This window comes from Myxococcaceae bacterium JPH2 (assembly GCA_016458225.1).
GTDB lineage: Bacteria > Myxococcota > Myxococcia > Myxococcales > Myxococcaceae > Citreicoccus.
The window spans coordinates 1-16,475 of sequence record JAEMGR010000005.1 but is presented as its reverse complement, the minus strand read 5'-3'; the positions used below and the strand labels follow the sequence as shown (position 1 = coordinate 16,475).

The window sequence follows — 16,475 nt, the reverse complement described above, 5'->3', positions numbered from 1 at the left end:
GGGGAAAGGGGGAGGTGTTACTTCAGGTCCAGGATGGGCCAGTTGTAGGCGCGCGCGAGCGAGCGCAGCCGCAGGTCCGGATTCACCGCGGTGGGGCGACCCACCACCGCGAGCATGGCGTAGTCGGAGGCGCTGTCCGAGTAGCCATGGCACTTGTTGAGGGCCAGGCCCTCTCGCTCGCAATACGCGCGGATGGCGTTGGCCTTGTTGGCGCCTTCGATGATGGGCGGAATCACCTTTCCGGTGGCCTTGCCGCCCACGTACTGCATCTTGTTGGCGATGACGTCATCGCAGCCCAGGTGGCGGGCCAGCGGGCGCATGGTGAAGTCCAGCGCTCCGGTGACGAGCACCACCTTGCAGCCGCTGCGACGGGCCTCGTCGATGAGGTCCTGGGACTGCTCGAAGAGGGCGGGCTTGAGGACGTCCTCGAACATGTCCTCGGCGATGGTGACAAGGCGGTCCTCGCTCAACCCGGCGTAGTACCGGTAGAAGAACTCGTTGAACGCCTTGCGGTTGACCATGTCCATCACCCCGAAGAGCGGCGCACTGAGCGCCGTCGACAGGGTTCGGCCCGCGATGCCCCGCAGCGAACCTCGGTTCATCGCGTAATACGCGTAGACATGGACGACGTTCGTCCGGACGAGCGTCCCGTCGACATCGAAGAAAGCTGCTTTGGCGGGCACTTTGGCGAGCATGTGGCGTCGGGCTTCCTCCCATCCCCGGGGGGGTGAGGTCAACGACGCCGGGAGGGCACGGGGCCCCGTGGTGCCCCACGGCGACTCGGACTACAGCCATCCCTGCGCGCGGTACCACTCGGCGCTGCGGCGGATGGAGTCCGCCAAATCGCGCCGAGGCCGAAACCCGAGCAGGCGCTCGGCCTTGGCGCCGGAGCACGTCCAGGCGGGGGCCGTGAGCTGACGCGCCAGCTTGCGGTTCAAGGGAAGCTTGCGCCCCGTCACCCGCGTGATGCCGTCCGCGGCCGTGGCCAGGGCCTTGAGGACCGCGGGGCTCATCCGCACGGTCCGCGGCGTGACGCCCAGCGCCTGGGCCCCCAGGTCCTCCACCTCCTCCAGCGACAGGGCCTCGGGGCCCGCGCAGAAGAAGGCCTCGCCCAGCGCCTCGGGCCGCTCGCCGAGGAGCAACAGCTGGTCCACCACGTCCTCCACGTCCACCATGGTGAGCGGGCGGGGCCCCCCGGTCAGCTCCAGCCGGATGCCGCGCTGCACGAGCTTGAAGAAGGCGAGGTTCTCCTTGTCGCCGGGGCCGAGGATGCGAGGGGGGCGCGTGGCCGTCACGGGCAGGCGGTCCGCATAGGAGAAGGCGATGCGCTCGCCCTCGGCCTTGCTCTCGCCGTACCACTCATAGGGCTGGAAGGGGTCCTCCTCCACGTGGGGCCGGCTGGGGGTGGAGGGCCCGTGCGCGGCGAGGGAGCCGCAGAACACCAGCCGGGGACGCGTGCCGGTGGCCACCATGGCGTCGCAGAGCAGGCGCGTGGCGTCCGCGTTGACGCGCATGAACTCGTCGCGGGCGGCGGCGCGGCGGATGCCGGCCAGGTGGAAGACGACGTCCCGCCCGGCCACCGCGCGGGCCAGGGAGGCTGGGTCCGTCACGTCCCCCTCCACCCGCGTGTAAGGGATACCCTCCAGTCCCGAGGCGTCCGTGGTGCGCCGCAGCAGACAGGCCACGGTGTCGCCGCGCGCGGCGAGCGCTCGCGCCAGCCAGGTTCCCAGGAAGCCTCCGGCACCGGTGATGAGGGCGTTCATGGCGCTGTTTCATCCGAAAAAGCACATCCCGTCCACTGGGCGGCGGGCCCATTTCCCCGAGGGAGCGCGCCCGCAGGGGCCGGAATGGCGGCTCCGCCTGCGTCGAGGCGCCAAAATCCCGTCGGAGAACCCGCTCCCGGGCCGAGTTTTCGGCCCGAAATGCGTTGCGCGGAGCATTCTCCGAGGGAAAAAGCACGGAAGACGGCTGTTTTTCGGGCTCGGCCGTGTTACTACGCCGCCATCGGCTCTCGCTTGATGAGGAAAGCAGGCCGTGCAACGTCCCCTTCGGAGGGGAGGAGACTGAAGACGAATGGCCGCTAAGAAAGCTGCTGCGAAGAAGACGACCGCTGCTGCCAAGAAGCCCGCCAAGCCTGCCGCGCGCAAGCCCAACGCGTCGTTCATGAAGGAGATGACTCCTTCGGCCGCGCTGGCGGAGATTGTCGGAAGCAAGCCGCTGCCTCGCACCGAGGTCGTCAAGAAGCTGTGGGCGTACATCAAGAAGAACAGCCTGCAGGACGCCAAGAACAAGCGTCAGATCAACGCCGACGACAAGCTCAAGCCCATCTTCGGCGGCAAGAAGAACGTCACCATGTTCGAGATGACCTCGCTGGTGAACAAGCAGCTCAGCTGATCTAGCCGGACCCGCGAGGGTCGCTTCGGCTTCTGTATCTTGAGGGCTCGCCCGCGTGAATGCGTGGCGGGCCCTCTGCTTGTCGGCAGTCATCTCGGGCCCCTGGAGCGTTGGCTGGACGTCGAAGTCCGCCGGCGCGGCTGGCGGGCGCGGTGCCCAGGCCCTACCTCTCAGCCGCATGTTGCTCGACGGGCTGGAAGAGGAGGGGCCTCCATCCGCCGGAGGCGCGCGCCACGCCGAGGCGGTGGAGGCCTTGGCCAGGGGGCTCTACGCGCGGGTCCAGGAGGCGCTGGCGTCACGCCGCGCTCCGCCGCTGTCCACGTACCGCGTCCAGTTCCATCAGGGGTTCACCTTCCAGCACGCCCGCGCGGTGGTGCCGTACCTGGCGCGCCTGGGGGTCAGTGACCTGTATGCGTCGCCCTACCTGAAGGCGACACCGGGCAGCCCCCACGGGTACGACTGTGTGGACCACCAGCAGCTCAACCCGGAGGTGGGCACCGCGGAGCACCACGCCGCGCTCGGCGCCACGCTGCGCCAGCACGGCATGGGGCAGGTGCTGGACGTGGTGCCCAACCACATGGGCATCGAGCGGGACAACCGCCTGTGGTTCGACGTGCTGGAGAATGGACCGGCCTCGCTCTACGCGCGGACGTTCGACATCGACTGGCGGCCGGTGAAGGACGAGCTGCGCGACAAGGTGCTGCTGCCCATCCTCGGAGACCAGTACGGCATCGTCCTGGAGCGCGGCGAGCTGCGCCTGTCCTTCCGTGACGGGGCGTTCTTCCTCCACTACTACGACCACCTCCTGCCGGTGGCCCCGCGTCAGTACGGGCGAATTCTCCGGCAGGGCCTGGAGCGGCTGGAGGCGCGGCTGGGCGCGGACGCTCCTCCCCTCGTGGAGCTGCTCTCCATCCTCACCGCCATCGAGCACCTCCCGCCGCGCACCGAGCTGGAGCGCGCCAAGGTCATCGAGCGGCACCGCGAGAAGGAGGTCATCAAGCGGAGGCTGGCCGCGGTGGTGACGGCGAGCCCCGAGCTGGCGCAGTACGTGGAGGAGAACGTCCATGTGTTCAACGGGAGCCCGGGCAATCCGCGCTCGTTCGACCTGCTGGACGCGGTGCTCGCGCGGTGCAGCTACCGGCTCGCCCACTGGCGCGTGGCGGGAGAGGAGATCAACTACCGTCGCTTTTTCGACATCAACGGGCTGGCGGCCATCCGGATGGAGGACCCGGACGTCTTCCTGGAGGCGCACCAGCGCGTCTTCCAGTGGCTGGGCGAGGACCGCGTCACCGGGCTGCGAATCGACCATCCGGACGGCCTGTTCGACCCCACCGCCTACTTCCTGGACCTGCAAGAGGGCTTCTTCGTGGAGAAGGCGCGCGCGCTCTTCTCGGCGCGAGGCACCGCCGACGATGCGCGCTGGCCGCAGGTGGAGGCGCGGCTGCGCGAGCTCTGGCGCGCCGAGGTGACCGCGCACCCCGACAGCCCGCTGCGCAAGTCGTTGTTCGTCGCGGTGGAGAAGATTCAAGGCGGTCGCGAGCGCATCCCCGAGTCGTGGGCGGTGCACGGCACCACGGGCTACCGCTTCGCCAACGCGGTGAGCGGCCTCTTCGTCCACCCCGCGGCGGAGTCGCACCTGACGGAGACCTACGAGCGCTTCATCGGCGGACGCCAGGACTTCCCGGAGCTCGTGTACGAGAAGAAGCGGCTCATCATGCGCGACTCCATGTCGAGTGAGATCAACGTGCTCGCGCACGAGCTCAATCGCATCTCCGAGCTGAACCGCCGCACGCGCGACTTCACGCTCAACAGCCTGCGCCGCGCGCTCATCGAGTTCATCGCGCTGTTCCCCGTCTATCGCACCTACGTGGACGGCTGGCGCCCCGAGCTGGACGCGCGCGACGTGCAGTACATCGAGTGGACGATCCAGCGGGCCAAGGAGCGCAACGCCACCACCAACGCCTCCATCTTCGACTTCCTGCGCGACATCCTCCTGCGCCGCTACCCGGAGCACGTGGCCGAGCCCGAGCGCGCGGGGATGCTGCGTTTCGCCATGAAGTTGCAACAGCTCACCGGGCCTGTCATGGCCAAGGGGCTGGAGGACACGGTCTTCTACCTCTACAACCGGCTGGTGAGCCTCAACGAGGTGGGTGGAGAGCCGGAGCGCTTTGGCGTGCGGGCCACCACCTTCCACCTGCGCAACCAGGAGCGCGCGGAGCGCTGGCCGGCGAGCATGCTCACCACCAGCACGCACGACACCAAGCGCAGCGAGGACGTGCGCGCGCGCATCCACGTGCTCACCGAGCTGCCCGAGGAGTGGCGCAAGCGCGTGCGTCGCTGGGGCCGGCTCACCGCCCGCTTCGTCGAGGAGCTGCCCTCGGGGCCCGCGCCGAGTCCCAACGACGTGTACCTCTTCTTCCAGACGGTCGTGGGCGCCTGGCCGATGGGGTCGGTGCTCGCGGGCCCGGAGCGCGACGACTTCCAGCGCCGCGTGCGCGAGTACATGGGCAAGGCCATCAAGGAGGCCAAGGTCCGCACCTCGTGGACCAACCCGGACAGCGCCTATGACGAAGCGATGGCGCGCTTCGTGGACGCGTGCTTCGACCCTCGGCGTGGCACGGCCTTCCTGGAAGACGTGGAGGCCTTCAAGCGCCGCATCGAACGGGCGGGGCAACACAACGCGCTCGGCCAGCTCCTGCTCAAGCTGGCCTCGCCCGGCGTGGCGGACACCTATCAGGGCTCCGAGTTGTGGGACCTGTCGCTGGTGGATCCCGACAACCGCCGGCCCGTGGACTTCGCGCTGCGGGCGCGGTGGCTCGCGGAGCTGGACGCCGCCGCGGAGGTGGACCGCCCTGGCGTGTGCGCGCAGCTCACGCGGGACCTGGATGACGGCCGGGCGAAGCTCTACCTCCTGGCCGAGGGACTGCGCCTGCGCCAGCGGTGGCCCGCGCTCTTTCGTGCGGGGGGCTACCGGGCGCTGGACCTCGCCGGTCCTCGGGCCCAGGCGGGGGTGGCCTTCGCGCGGGAGCACGCGGCGGGCGTGGTGGTGGCCTGTGCGCCGCGCTTCACGCTCTCCGCGCTGGAGTCGCCGGGCGGGCTGGCGGGAGCCCACGACGGCACGTTCCTGGACCTTCCCGAGGCATATGCGGGCATGATGTTCCGCAATGTCTTCACGGGGCGGCGGGTGCGGCCCGAGCGTGGGTCGGGCGGCGGCGTGCTGCCCCTCGCGCCGCTGCTCGCGGAGTTCCCGGTGGTGCTGCTGGAGCCGGAGAGGAGCGCGGGATGAGGCGGGCCGAGGTGCTTCCAGGGAGGCCGTTCCCCCTGGGCGCCACGTTTGACGGGAGCGGCGTCAACTTCGCCGTTTGCAGCGAGCACGCCCGGAAGGTGGAGGTCTGCCTCTTCGACCCCGCGAATCCGGCGCGCGAGCTGCGCCGCTTCCCCTTGCTGGAGATGACGCACCACGTGTGGCACGGCTACGCGCCGGACGTGCGCCCGGGCGCGCTGTATGGCCTGCGCGTGCACGGCCCCTACGAGCCGAAGAAGGGCCTGCGCTTCAACCCGCACAAGCTGCTGGTGGACCCGTATGCGCGCGCGCTCCACGGCCGCGTGGACCCCACGGCCCCGCTGTATGGCTATGCCCCGTCGCCTCGCGCCGAGGACCTGGAGCCGGACCTGCGCGACGACGCGTGGGGCGTGCCCAAGGGCGTGGTGCTGACGGATGACTTCGATTGGGAAGGGGACCGGCGCTTGGAGACGCCGTGGCACAAGACGGTCCTCTACGAGCTGCACGTCAAGGGCTTCACCAAGCGACACCCGCGAGTGCCCGAGTCACTGCGTGGCACCTACGCGGGACTGGCGCACCCGGCCGCCATCGAGCACCTCAAGCGCCTGGGTGTCACCGCCGTGGAACTCCTGCCCATCCACGCGTTCATGGATGAGCCCTTCCTGTCGCAGAAGGGGCGCACCAACTACTGGGGCTACAACACCCTCAACTTCTTCTCTCCGGACGCGCGCTACAGCGCCTCGGGCTCGCGCGGCGAGCAGGTCGCCGAGTTCAAGGGGATGGTGAAGCTGCTGCACCGCGCGGGGCTCGAGGTCATCCTCGACGTCGTCTACAACCACACGTGCGAGGGCAATCACCTGGGGCCCACGCTGTCCTTCAAGGGCCTGGACAACGGCGCGTACTACCGGCTCGCGGAGAAGGACCCGCGCTACTACATGGACTTCACCGGCTGCGGGAACTCGTGGAACGCCACGAACCCCAACGCCCTGAAGCTGGTGGCGGACTCGCTGCGCTACTGGGTGGAGGTCATGCATGTGGACGGGTTCCGCTTCGACCTGGCCACGACGTTGGGCAGAGACCGGCAGGGCTATGACACGCGCGCGGCCTTCTTCCAGATTCTCCATCAGGACCCGGTGCTCAGCCGGGTGAAGCTCATCGCGGAGCCGTGGGACGTGGGCGACTACGGCTACCAGGTGGGCAACTTCCCGGTGCTGTGGAGCGAGTGGAACGGCAAGTACCGAGACACCATTCGCCGCTACTGGAAGGGCGATGACCGGCAGGCGGCGGAGATTGGCTATCGGCTCACGGGCAGCTCGGACCTGTATGCGCTCTCCGGGCGCAAGCCCACCGCGAGCGTGAACTTCGTCACCGCGCATGATGGCTTCACGCTGCACGACCTGGTCACCTACAACGACAAACACAACGAGGCGAACGGCGAGGACAATCGGGACGGCGCCAATGACAACCACTCCTGGAACTGCGGGGTGGAGGGCGAGACGCACGACCCGAAGGTGAACGCGCTGCGCGAGCAACAGAAGCGCAACTTCCTCGCCACGCTCTTCTTGTCCCAGGGCGTGCCCATGCTGGTGGCCGGCGACGAGATGGGCCGCACCCAGCACGGCAACAACAACGCCTACTGCCAGGACAACGAGCTGGCGTGGGTGAACTGGGATTTGAGCGACACCCAGCGGCAGTTCCTCGACTTCACCGTGCGGATGGCGAAGCTGCGGCGCGAGCAGCCGGTGCTCAGCAAGCGCCGCTTCTTCCGCGGCGCGCACATCTGGGACAGCGAGCTGAAGGACCTCGCGTGGTTCCGGCCCGACGGCAAGGAGATGCGCAAGGACGACTGGGAGAAGCCCTACGTCCGCTCCCTGGGCTTTCTGCTGGGCGGAGACGCCATCGCCACGCCGGATGACGAGGGCAATCGCATCGTCGGCGACACGCTGCTGGTGCTGATGAACGCGCACCACGAGCCCATCACCTTCTTGCTGCCCGCGCTCGAGTGGGGCGCGGACTGGGAGCTGGTGGTGGACACCGCCGCATGCGGCGAGTCACAGCGCACGCACACCCCCGCGGGTGGCCGGGTGCAGGTGGGTGGGCGCTCCGTGCTGGTGCTGAGACGTCCCGCCACGGAATGGGAGTAGCCACCCGGCACGCGCTGCGTTACGGAGGGGTCGACGCCGGGGGCCGCCCGCCACTAGGGTGCGCTCCGGTTCGTCCTGAGCCAGGAAACGCACGTGCAAACACCTTTGTCCATCTGGGTGGGCTTCAACGTCTTCGTCCTGGCGATGCTCGCCCTGGACCTGGGGCTGTTCCATCGCAAGGAACACGTGGTGACGCCCAAGGAGGCGGGGCTCTGGACGCTCGTCTGGGTGTCCCTCAGCCTCGCGTTCGCCGGCGGCATCTGGCACTTCGCCGGGAGCACCCACGCCACGCAGTGGCTGACGGCCTACGTGGTCGAGTACGCGCTCAGCGTCGACAACCTCTTCGTCTTCCTGCTCGTCTTCAGCTACTTCCGCGTGGCGCCCGAGCATCAGCACCGCGTGCTGTTCTGGGGCATCCTTGGCGCCTTCGTGATGCGCGCCTGCCTCATCATCGCGGGCACGGAGTTGGTGCGGCGCTTCCACTGGATCCTCTACATCTTCGGCGCGTTCCTGGTCTTCACCGCGGTGAAGATGCTCGTCTCGGATGACGACGACGAGGCGGATCCCGAGGCGGGGCTGGTGGTGCGCGTGGCGCGGCGCGTGCTGCCCGTGGCGAGCCAAGGGCAGGGCAGCCACTTCTTCATCACCGAGGACGGCCGCCGCAAGGTGACGCCGCTGTTCGTCGTGCTGCTGGTGGTGGAGGCCACGGACCTGCTGTTCGCGGTGGACTCCATCCCCGCGGTGCTGGGCTTGAGCGGCAACGCCTTCATCGCCTACTCGTCCAACGTCTGCGCCATCCTGGGCCTGCGCTCGCTGTTCTTCGTGGTCTCCAGCTTGATGGACAGGTTCCACTACCTGAAGCTGGCGCTGAGCGTCATCCTCGCCTTCGTGGGCGTGAAGATGCTCATCGAGTTCTTCGACATCCACGTCTCCACCGGCATCTCCCTGGGCGTCATCGCGGGCACCCTGGCGCTGGCCATTGGGGCGTCGTTCATCTGGCCGCGTCCTCCCGAGCCAGAGTCCACGTCACCGGAGTCCACGTCTTCGACGGAAGCCGAGCAGGACCGGAAGCGCGTGAAGAGCTAGGCCCCCGGGCGGGTCTTTTCCTTGCGTCTCGGCGGCGCGCCGGCCAAATGTGGAGACATGTCTTCCTCCGCCACCACCGACGGCATTCGCATCACCGTGCGGCCAGCCTTCTGGCCCGAGCGCAGCGCGCCCGAGTCCGGCCAGTTCGCCTTCACCTACAAGGTGGAGATCATGAACGAGGGTGAGGCACCCGCGCAGCTCCAGAGCCGGCACTGGGTCATCACTGATTCCGAGGGCCGGGTCGAAGAGGTGAAGGGCGAGGGAGTGGTGGGGCGCCAGCCGAAGCTGGGGCCGGGCGAGCGCTTCGAGTACACGAGCTGGGCGATGCTGCGCACGCCGTTCGGCACCATGCGCGGCACCTACGCGATGGTGCGCCCGGATGGCACGCACTTCGATGCGCGCATCGCGGAGTTCGCCCTCACGCTGCCGAACGCGCTGCACTGAGGCCCGCGCTCCATGGCCATGCCAAGCGCGAAGCGGGGGCTCCTGCTCATCAACCTGGGGACGCCGGACGCGCCCGAGTCCGGGCCGGTGCGGCGCTACCTGCGCGAGTTCTTGAGCGACCCGCGCGTGGTGGACATCCACCCGGTGGGCCGCTGGTTGCTCCTCAACCTCTTCATCCTGCCGTTCCGCCCCGCCAAGAGCGCGGAGGCCTATCGCAAAGTGTGGATGCCGGAGGGCTCGCCGCTGCTCGTGCACAGCAAGGCGCTGACCGCCGCGGTGGCCGAGCAACTGAAGGGCGAGTACGAGGTGGCGCTCGCCATGCGCTATGGCAATCCCTCGCTGCCGGACGCGGTGGCGTCGCTGCGCGCGCGGGGGGTGACGGACTTCACGGTGCTGCCCCTGTACCCGCAGGAGGCCACGTCGTCGTCCTCGTCCTCGCTGGCGCGCCTCTACGAGGTGATGACCGAGGGCTGGGACGTCCCCAACGTGCGCGCGGTGCCCGCGTTCTACGACGCGCCGGGCTTCCTCGATGCGTTCGCCACGGTGGCGCGGCCGGTCATCTCCGAGGCCCGCGCGGACCATGTGCTGTTCAGCTTCCACGGGCTGCCCGAGCGCCACATGCGCAAGAGCGACCCGTCCGGGAGCCACTGCCTCGCCTCGTCGAAGTGCTGCGACACGCTCACCGACGTGAACCGGCACTGCTACCGCGCGCAGTGCTACGCGACGGCGCGCATGTTGGCGGAGCGGCTCGGGCTGAAGCCGGAGGGCTACACCGTGTCGTTCCAGTCCCGGCTGGGGCGGACGCCGTGGGTGAAGCCCTACACGGACGAGGTGCTGCCCGAGCTGGCCGTGCGCGGCGTGAAGCGGCTCGCGGTGATGTGCCCGGCGTTCGTGGCGGACTGCCTGGAGACGCTGGAGGAAGTGGGCCTGCGCGCGCGTGAGCAGTTCGTGGCGGCCGGAGGAGAGTCGCTGACGCTCGTCCCCTCCCTCAACGCCCACCCGGCGTGGGTGGACGCGGTGGTCCAGTTGGTGCGCGCGTCGGACGGCGCTACGGCGCGGCCGGCTGAGCCGCTGGCGGGGTAGCGGGCGCGGAAGGCGCGGCGGGCGCGGCGTCCATCGCGCTGAGGCGCACCTTCTGCGTGCCCGCGGGGAGCTGCACGGCGGCGCGCGAGGGGCCCTTCGTCACGGTGGTGAAGGTGCCCTCCCACGTGCGCCAGTGTCCGGCCTTCACCAGGAACTCGCCGCGCGCGGTGACCTTCACGTCCACCGCCACGTCCTGCGTGCCCGAGGTCTTCTTGCCCTCGTCGGCCCCGGGGCGCGCGTCGGGCGGCTTGTAGCCGGGAGGGACGGTGCCGGAGAGCTGCTCGCCCAGGTCGTACTCGATGACGGCCACTTGCTCGCCGTTCTCCGCGGGCGTCAGGGCGGCCAGCTTCACGCGGTTGTGGCGCTCGCTCGCGGTGCGGTGGAAGTCGCGGCCGAAGACGTCGGGCACCACCAGCTCGGTGGCCAGCGACCAGGTGTCGCCCACGCGGACCGCGTCACGCGGCAGCTCCAGCACCAGCGTCGCGGTGTTGCGCGTGGCGCCCTGGAGTCCCTCCAGCACGAAGCCGCGGTCGCTCAGGCTGGCTTCGTCTGGGGCGCCGCTCGCGGGAGTGATTCGCAGCAGCGCGTCCCCGCCGCTCGTGCGCTCCAGCAGATAGGTCAGCTCGGTGGGCGTCATCGTCGGCGCGGGCTCGGGGGCCTCGGCCTTGGCCTTGGCGTCGCGGCCCTTCTTCTTGTCGGCGCGCGCGGGGGGCGTGGCGGGCTCACTGGCGGCGGCGGCTTCCGGCGTGAGCGACAGGCGGAAGACCCGGGGGTCGCCCTTGGCCAGCTTCCAGCGCAGCAGCACGGAGCCCTCTGCGGGGACCTCCGCTGCGGCCTTCGCCACGGGAGCGGCCGGCGCACCCGCGGGCGTGGGGGGACGGGCAATCGGCTCCATCTTCCCGCGCGGCTCTTCCTTGCAGGCGGTGAGCGCGAGGGCGACGACCAATCCAGACAGGCTTCGCTTCACGTTGGGACGCTCCTGAGTACCGGCGCGGGATATCGAGGGCCCCACGGGAGTTCAAGCCGGCGAGTGGCCGTGTCATGCATTGACGCGGGGAGACGCGCCTGTCGCATGGGATGGTTTGGGCTCCAGGCGTTGCCTTCTTCCGGATCATCCCAACAGGCCGAAGAGAGCGTGTACTTCAGTACTTTCAAGGCATTCCAAAGGGTGGGGGACTTCATTTGCGGGTACTTTTGTCGCGTCCTACGGTCTGCCCGCGAAAGCCGAGAGGGTCATGACTGTCGAGTACAAGCTCACGATTCGCACGAGCGCACGGTTGGGGGCGGGGACGGACGGGACCATCTCCGTCGTCCTGGTGGGGACGGAGGGAGAGAGCGCGTCGCATGCCCTGGACCGGCGCTTTCACAATGACTTCGAGGCCGGTTCGGAGGAGGTCTACTCCGTCACGGACCGCGACGTGGGTGAGCTGCTGCTCCTGCGCCTGAGCAACTCGGGTGGCGTGGCGGGGGACTGGCTGCTCGACACGGTCCAGGTGTCCTCGGGGGAGCGGCAATGGCACTTCCCCTTCTTCCGCTGGATTCTGAGTGGTGCCCACGCCGAGGTCCTGGAAGGAACGGCGAGACTTCCGCAGCACGCGCGCAGCGAGCGCGAGGCGTCCGCGCGACTGGAGCAACTCCAGGTCCGGCAGCAGATGTATGTCTGGCGTTCGCCCGAGGCCACGCAAGGGCTGCCCGGCGCGCTCGACATCAGCGAAGCGAGGCCGCTGCCGAAGGATGAGCTCTACCGAGGCTTGCGCGAGGGCAGCTACGAGGTGGTCATCGCCAAGACACTGGCCGCCATCCAGTTGCATCTGCCCATGCTGGCGAGCGCGTGGAACGGGCTGGTGGACATCTTCGACTTCTTCAAGGGCATCGAGCTGCCCCAGCTGTCGCACCGCTGGAAGGACGACCACGAGTTCGCGCGGCAAGCGGTGCAGGGCATCAATCCCATCCATGTCACGCTCATGCGCGCGCTTCCCGAGGGAATGCCGCTGACGGACCATGAGGTCCGCGGGCTCTTGTCCCCGGGGCTGACGCTGGCGGGCGCGTTCGAGGCCCAGCGCGTCTTCTTGATCGACTTCGAGATCCTCGAAGACATCCCGATGTTCCGGAAGGTGGGGAAGGAGGGCGAGGAGGAGCGCCGCTGGGCGCCCGCTGCCCGGTGTCTGTTGTTCCTGGATGACAGCCAGCGATTGAGACCGCTCGCCATCCAGCTGGGACGCGACGCGAGGCAGGACCCCGTCTTCACGCCGAACGATGGGGAGTACGACTGGCTGGCCGCGAAAATCTACGTGCGGTGCAGCGAGGGCAACACGCACCAGATGGTGTCGCACGCGCTGCGGACCCACTTCATTGCCGAGCCCTTCGTCCTGGCGACGATGCGCAACCTGCCGGATCCGCATCCCGTCTACAAACTGCTGCGCCGGCACTTCCGCTACACGCTCGCCATCAACGACGGGGCGCGCAAGGGCCTGCTGGCCGAGGGCGCGGTGTTCGACGACTTCATCGCCACGGGAGGCCCGGACAAGGGGCACCTCCAGTTGGGCAAGAAGGGCTTCGCGCGCTGGACCCTGCGGGACAACCAGCCGCGCCGCGACCTGGCTCGGCGCGGGGTGTTGGAGCCCTCCGTGCTGCCGGACTATCCCTATCGCGACGAGTCGCTCCCGCTGTGGGATGCGCTGGAGGAGTACGTGGGCGGAGTCCTGCGGCACTTCTATGCGACCGACGCCGACCTGGTGGCCGATGGGGAGATGCAGCGCTGGTGGGAGGACCTCACCGCGCACGGCCTTCCCGTGGAGAAGTTGCCGTGTGCGACGCTCCACCGCGTGGAGGACCTGGTGGAGATCCTCACCACCGTCCTGTTCTCGGTGAGCGTGCAGCACGCCGCGGTGAACTATCTCCAGTACGAGCACTACGCCTTCGTGCCCAACGCCCCGCTGTGCCTTCGCCGCGCGCCGCCGCGTGAGAAGGGGAAGCTGGGGCCGGCGGACATCGCCGCGATGATTCCCACCAAATCCCAGACGCTGTGGCAGGTGGCCATTGGCCGGGCGCTCTCCAGCTTCGGGGATGATGAGGAGTACCTGCTCCACGCGGGAGGCTGGCACGAGGAGTACTTCCACGAGCCCGCGCTTCACGCCATTCGCGAGCGCTTCCATGCGCGCTTGAGCGCCCAGCTCGAGGCCGTGAAGGTGCGCAACGCCCAGCGCGATGTGCCGTACACCGTCCTGCAGCCTGACCGGATTCCCTGCGGCATCACTGTCTGAGACGCCCTGGAGGCGCCTTGCCGAACCTGTTCTCTCGCGGCGTGTTCAACCTGTTCTTCGGCGCTCGTCGCAAGGCCTTCGCTTCGTTGCCCGGGCCCGCGCCCGGAGTGCTCGGCACGCTGGGGGATTTCCTCGGCGCCACGCCCTGGGACGTCTGCGCGCGCTATGGCCGTGAGTACGGCGGCGTCACGCTCATCTGGATGGGCGCCAGCCCGGGCGTGGTGCTCAACGACCCCGCGCTCATCGAAGAGGTGATGGAGACGCGCCGCTTGGAGTTCGAGAAGGGCGCCATCAGCGATCAAGTCCGTCCCACCGTGACGAACGACACGATGTTCATCGCGAAGCAGAGCGAGGACTGGGCCGAGAAGCGCCGGGGTGACCCTCTGGAGCAGCCGTGGTCTCCCGCGTGGCTGGCGGCGCAGGTGGGGCCCATGCAGGCCACTGTCGCTCAGGCCGTGGAGGGCTTGTTCGCGGCGGGGCCGGTGGACCTCACGCCCGTGCTGCGGCGGCTGACGTTCGACACCTTCGCCACCGTGGTGGTGGGCGAGGCGTTGCCCGACTCGGCCTATGACGACTTCATGTTGATGGCGAAGGGCGCGGACGCGCGCATCCAGGCGAAGCTGCCCTTGCGCTTCGTCTCCCTGCCCAAGGGCTTCGAGCAGGCGCGCGAGCGGTTCTATGGCCTGTTCGCCCAGAAGGTCCGCGCCGCGCGGGCGAAGCCCCGCCCTCATGGGGTGGACCTGCTGTCATGGACGCTGCGCGAGATGCCGGACCTGCCCGAGCAGCGGCTGGCGCACCTGCTGGGGACGTTCTTCTACGGCGGCGTCTTCTCCTCGAGCACGACCCTGGTGGGAGCGTTCCACCAGCTCCAGAAGTTCCCCGCCGCGGAGGCCCGCCTCGCGGCCGAGGCCGCCGCGCTGGGTGAGGGGCCGTGGACCTTCGAGTCGCTCCGGCGGGCGCCCTGGGCGGAGGCGGTCGCCTATGAGGCCATGCGCCTGTTGCCCGCGGTCCGGGTCTTCACCCGCACGCCCGCGGCGGACGCGAAGCTGGCGGGCGTGACGCTGCCGGCGGGCGCGATGATCATGATCTCCAACCAGCACCTTCACCGGGACCCGACGCATTGGGTCCGCGCCGAGGAGTTCGTCCCCGAGCGGTGGCTCGACGGCGGCGTGGCGAGGGACCCGCTGGGGAGCGGCTACTTCTTCCCCTTCGGGCGTGGGCCGCGCGCGTGCGTGGGAGGGGCCTTCGCCGTCGTGTATCTCCAGACGGCGCTGGCGACCCTCGCGGCGCGTGCGAGGGTGCAAGTGGACTCCACGGCCCCGTTCGAGGAGGGATTCTTCTTCGGGGTCGTTCTTCCCAAGGGCGTCACCGGTAGACTGTTGGAGCGGCCCCCGCAGTCCCTCCAACCCCCTGGCGACACCCCCGCAGTGGAATCCGCATGACCTTGTTCCGGCATCCCCGAGACCGCATCCCTGTCCTGCTGTTCTTCTGTGCCTTCGCGTTGGACCTGACCGTCTATCTCCAGGCGCGGAGCTGGTGGTTCCCCATCCTGTGGCTCGCCCTGTGGGTGATTCCGAAGGGGTGGATCAGCGCGTGGAACCACCACCACCAGCACGTCCCGATGTTCCGGCATGCCCTGCCGAATCGGATCCTCGAGGTGGTGTTTGCCTTTCAGACCGGTGTGACGTCCCACGCGTGGTTCCTGCACCACGTGCTGGGCCATCACCGCAACTACCTGGACCAGGAGAAGGACGAGTCCCGCTGGAAGCGCAAGGACGGCACCACGATGGGCGAGCTGGAGTACTCGTTCATCACGGCGCTGGTCGCGTATCCGCGCGCCTTCAAGGTGGGCCTGGAGCACCCGCGCGTCCTGCGCATCTTCACGAGCATGGCCGCGTTGCAGGTGGTGCTGCTCGGCGCGCTGTTCTGGCATGACTGGTACAACGCGCTCTGGGTGTTCCTGCTGCCCATGTGCGCGTCTTTGTTCGTCACGGTGTGGGCCACGTATTTCCATCACACGGGCCTGGAGGCGACCGAGCACACGCAGGCGTCCTTCAACATCCTGCACAAGGGCTACAACCTGCTGACGGGCAACCTGGGTTACCACACGGCGCACCATGCGAAGCATGGCCTGCACTGGTCGCAGCTCCCCGAGTTGCACGCGCAGTTGGAGAAGGACATCCCCGCCACGCACTACCGGCAGCCGGGAATTCCCTTCGTGTGGACCAACACGGAGGCTCAAATCGAGCCCTCCGCCGAGGCTGTGGCCTCCTGACGCTCGGCGGTGCATGGGAGGCGGGGCCACGTCTGGGGCCCGCCTCCTCGCGGTGAGTCCGGTTGGACATGGGCTCCCGTAGACCCGTCAGCTTCCTGCCAGGACGCACCTGTGTCCCATGGAGACGCACGCGAGCCGAGTCCCAGGCTGGGGCTCGGGCGCGGTGTCTGTGTTGTCTTCAATACACATGGTGGCGTGTCTCTTGCTCATGGGCTTGCGCGGTGGCCGGTGTCGGCCACGACAACCCGCATGGCAGGAGTGGTCGCGATGTCCAAGACGCATTCAGTCAGGCTCGGAATATCGAAGTTCCTCGCGGTATCGGCGGTGCTCACCACGGGATTTCTGTCGGGCTCCGCGCATGGGCAGACAACCCAGACGTTCAACTACACGGGTGGGCTCCAGAGCTTCACGGTGCCCGCGAACGTCTACGCGGTGAACGTGAAGGCCGTGGGCGCGCGCGGCGGCAATGCCTACAACAACTCGGGAGCGGGCGCGGGCGCGCT

At 68.8% G+C, this 16,475-nt stretch carries 13 protein-coding genes; 10 read left to right on the top strand and 3 right to left on the bottom strand.

The features are described from left to right. Positions 1-17 precede the first annotated feature (17 nt). A complete protein-coding gene (locus tag JGU66_08985; protein ID MBJ6760897.1) occupies positions 18-683 on the bottom strand; it encodes an HAD-IB family hydrolase in 666 nt (221 codons plus the stop codon). A gap of 102 nt (positions 684-785) precedes the next feature. After that, on the bottom strand, positions 786-1,763 hold the full coding sequence (locus JGU66_08980) for an NAD-dependent epimerase/dehydratase family protein (GenBank protein MBJ6760896.1): 978 nt from the start codon (positions 1,761-1,763) through the stop codon (positions 786-788). Between the two features lie 310 nt (positions 1,764-2,073). Here JGU66_08980 and JGU66_08975 point away from each other — a divergent pair, with 310 nt between their 5' ends. The 6 genes from JGU66_08975 (at position 2,074) to hemH (ending at position 10,434) form a co-directional block, all read left to right on the top strand. Next, the gene (locus tag JGU66_08975) at positions 2,074-2,394 is read left to right on the top strand and encodes an SWIB/MDM2 domain-containing protein (GenBank protein ID MBJ6760895.1); all 321 of its coding nucleotides are present in this window, start codon (positions 2,074-2,076) and stop codon (positions 2,392-2,394) included. 178 nt (positions 2,395-2,572) lie between these two features. Beyond that, a complete protein-coding gene (gene treY / locus JGU66_08970) occupies positions 2,573-5,680 on the top strand; it encodes a malto-oligosyltrehalose synthase (GenBank protein ID MBJ6760894.1) in 3,108 nt (1,035 codons plus the stop codon). Next, on the top strand, positions 5,677-7,821 hold the full coding sequence (gene glgX, locus JGU66_08965; protein MBJ6760893.1) for a glycogen debranching protein GlgX: 2,145 nt from the start codon (positions 5,677-5,679) through the stop codon (positions 7,819-7,821). The genes treY and glgX overlap by 4 nt, the downstream gene beginning before the upstream one ends. Positions 7,822-7,914: 93 nt before the next feature. After that, positions 7,915-8,907, top strand: a complete 993-nt coding sequence (locus JGU66_08960; protein MBJ6760892.1) for a TerC family protein — start codon at positions 7,915-7,917, stop codon at positions 8,905-8,907. Positions 8,908-8,964: 57 nt separating this feature from the next. Beyond that, positions 8,965-9,351 (top strand): Co2+/Mg2+ efflux protein ApaG, encoded by a 387-nt coding sequence (apaG, locus tag JGU66_08955; protein MBJ6760891.1) that lies wholly within the window; start codon positions 8,965-8,967, stop codon positions 9,349-9,351. 12 nt (positions 9,352-9,363) lie between these two features. After that, the gene (hemH, locus tag JGU66_08950; protein ID MBJ6760890.1) at positions 9,364-10,434 is read left to right on the top strand and encodes a ferrochelatase; all 1,071 of its coding nucleotides are present in this window, start codon (positions 9,364-9,366) and stop codon (positions 10,432-10,434) included. On the opposite strand, the gene JGU66_08945 is transcribed toward hemH, so the two are convergent. Further along, complete coding sequence (locus tag JGU66_08945; protein MBJ6760889.1) at positions 10,400-11,401, bottom strand: hypothetical protein; 1,002 nt, start codon at positions 11,399-11,401, stop codon at positions 10,400-10,402. The genes hemH and JGU66_08945 overlap by 35 nt on opposite strands. A 268-nt stretch (positions 11,402-11,669) precedes the next feature. Between JGU66_08945 and JGU66_08940 the strand changes: the two genes are divergently transcribed. The 4 genes from JGU66_08940 to JGU66_08925 all read left to right on the top strand — a co-directional run. Next, positions 11,670-13,697, top strand: coding sequence for a lipoxygenase (locus tag JGU66_08940; GenBank protein ID MBJ6760888.1), 2,028 nt, complete (start codon positions 11,670-11,672; stop codon positions 13,695-13,697). 17 nt (positions 13,698-13,714) lie between these two features. Further along, the gene (locus JGU66_08935) at positions 13,715-15,139 is read left to right on the top strand and encodes a cytochrome P450 (protein MBJ6760887.1); all 1,425 of its coding nucleotides are present in this window, start codon (positions 13,715-13,717) and stop codon (positions 15,137-15,139) included. Further along, a complete protein-coding gene (locus JGU66_08930) occupies positions 15,136-15,972 on the top strand; it encodes a fatty acid desaturase (protein ID MBJ6760886.1) in 837 nt (278 codons plus the stop codon). Before JGU66_08935 ends, JGU66_08930 begins: the two co-directional genes overlap by 4 nt. Before the next feature lie 267 nt (positions 15,973-16,239). Beyond that, positions 16,240-16,475: hypothetical protein (locus JGU66_08925; protein ID MBJ6760885.1), on the top strand; the 236-nt coding region annotated here is incomplete at its 3' end.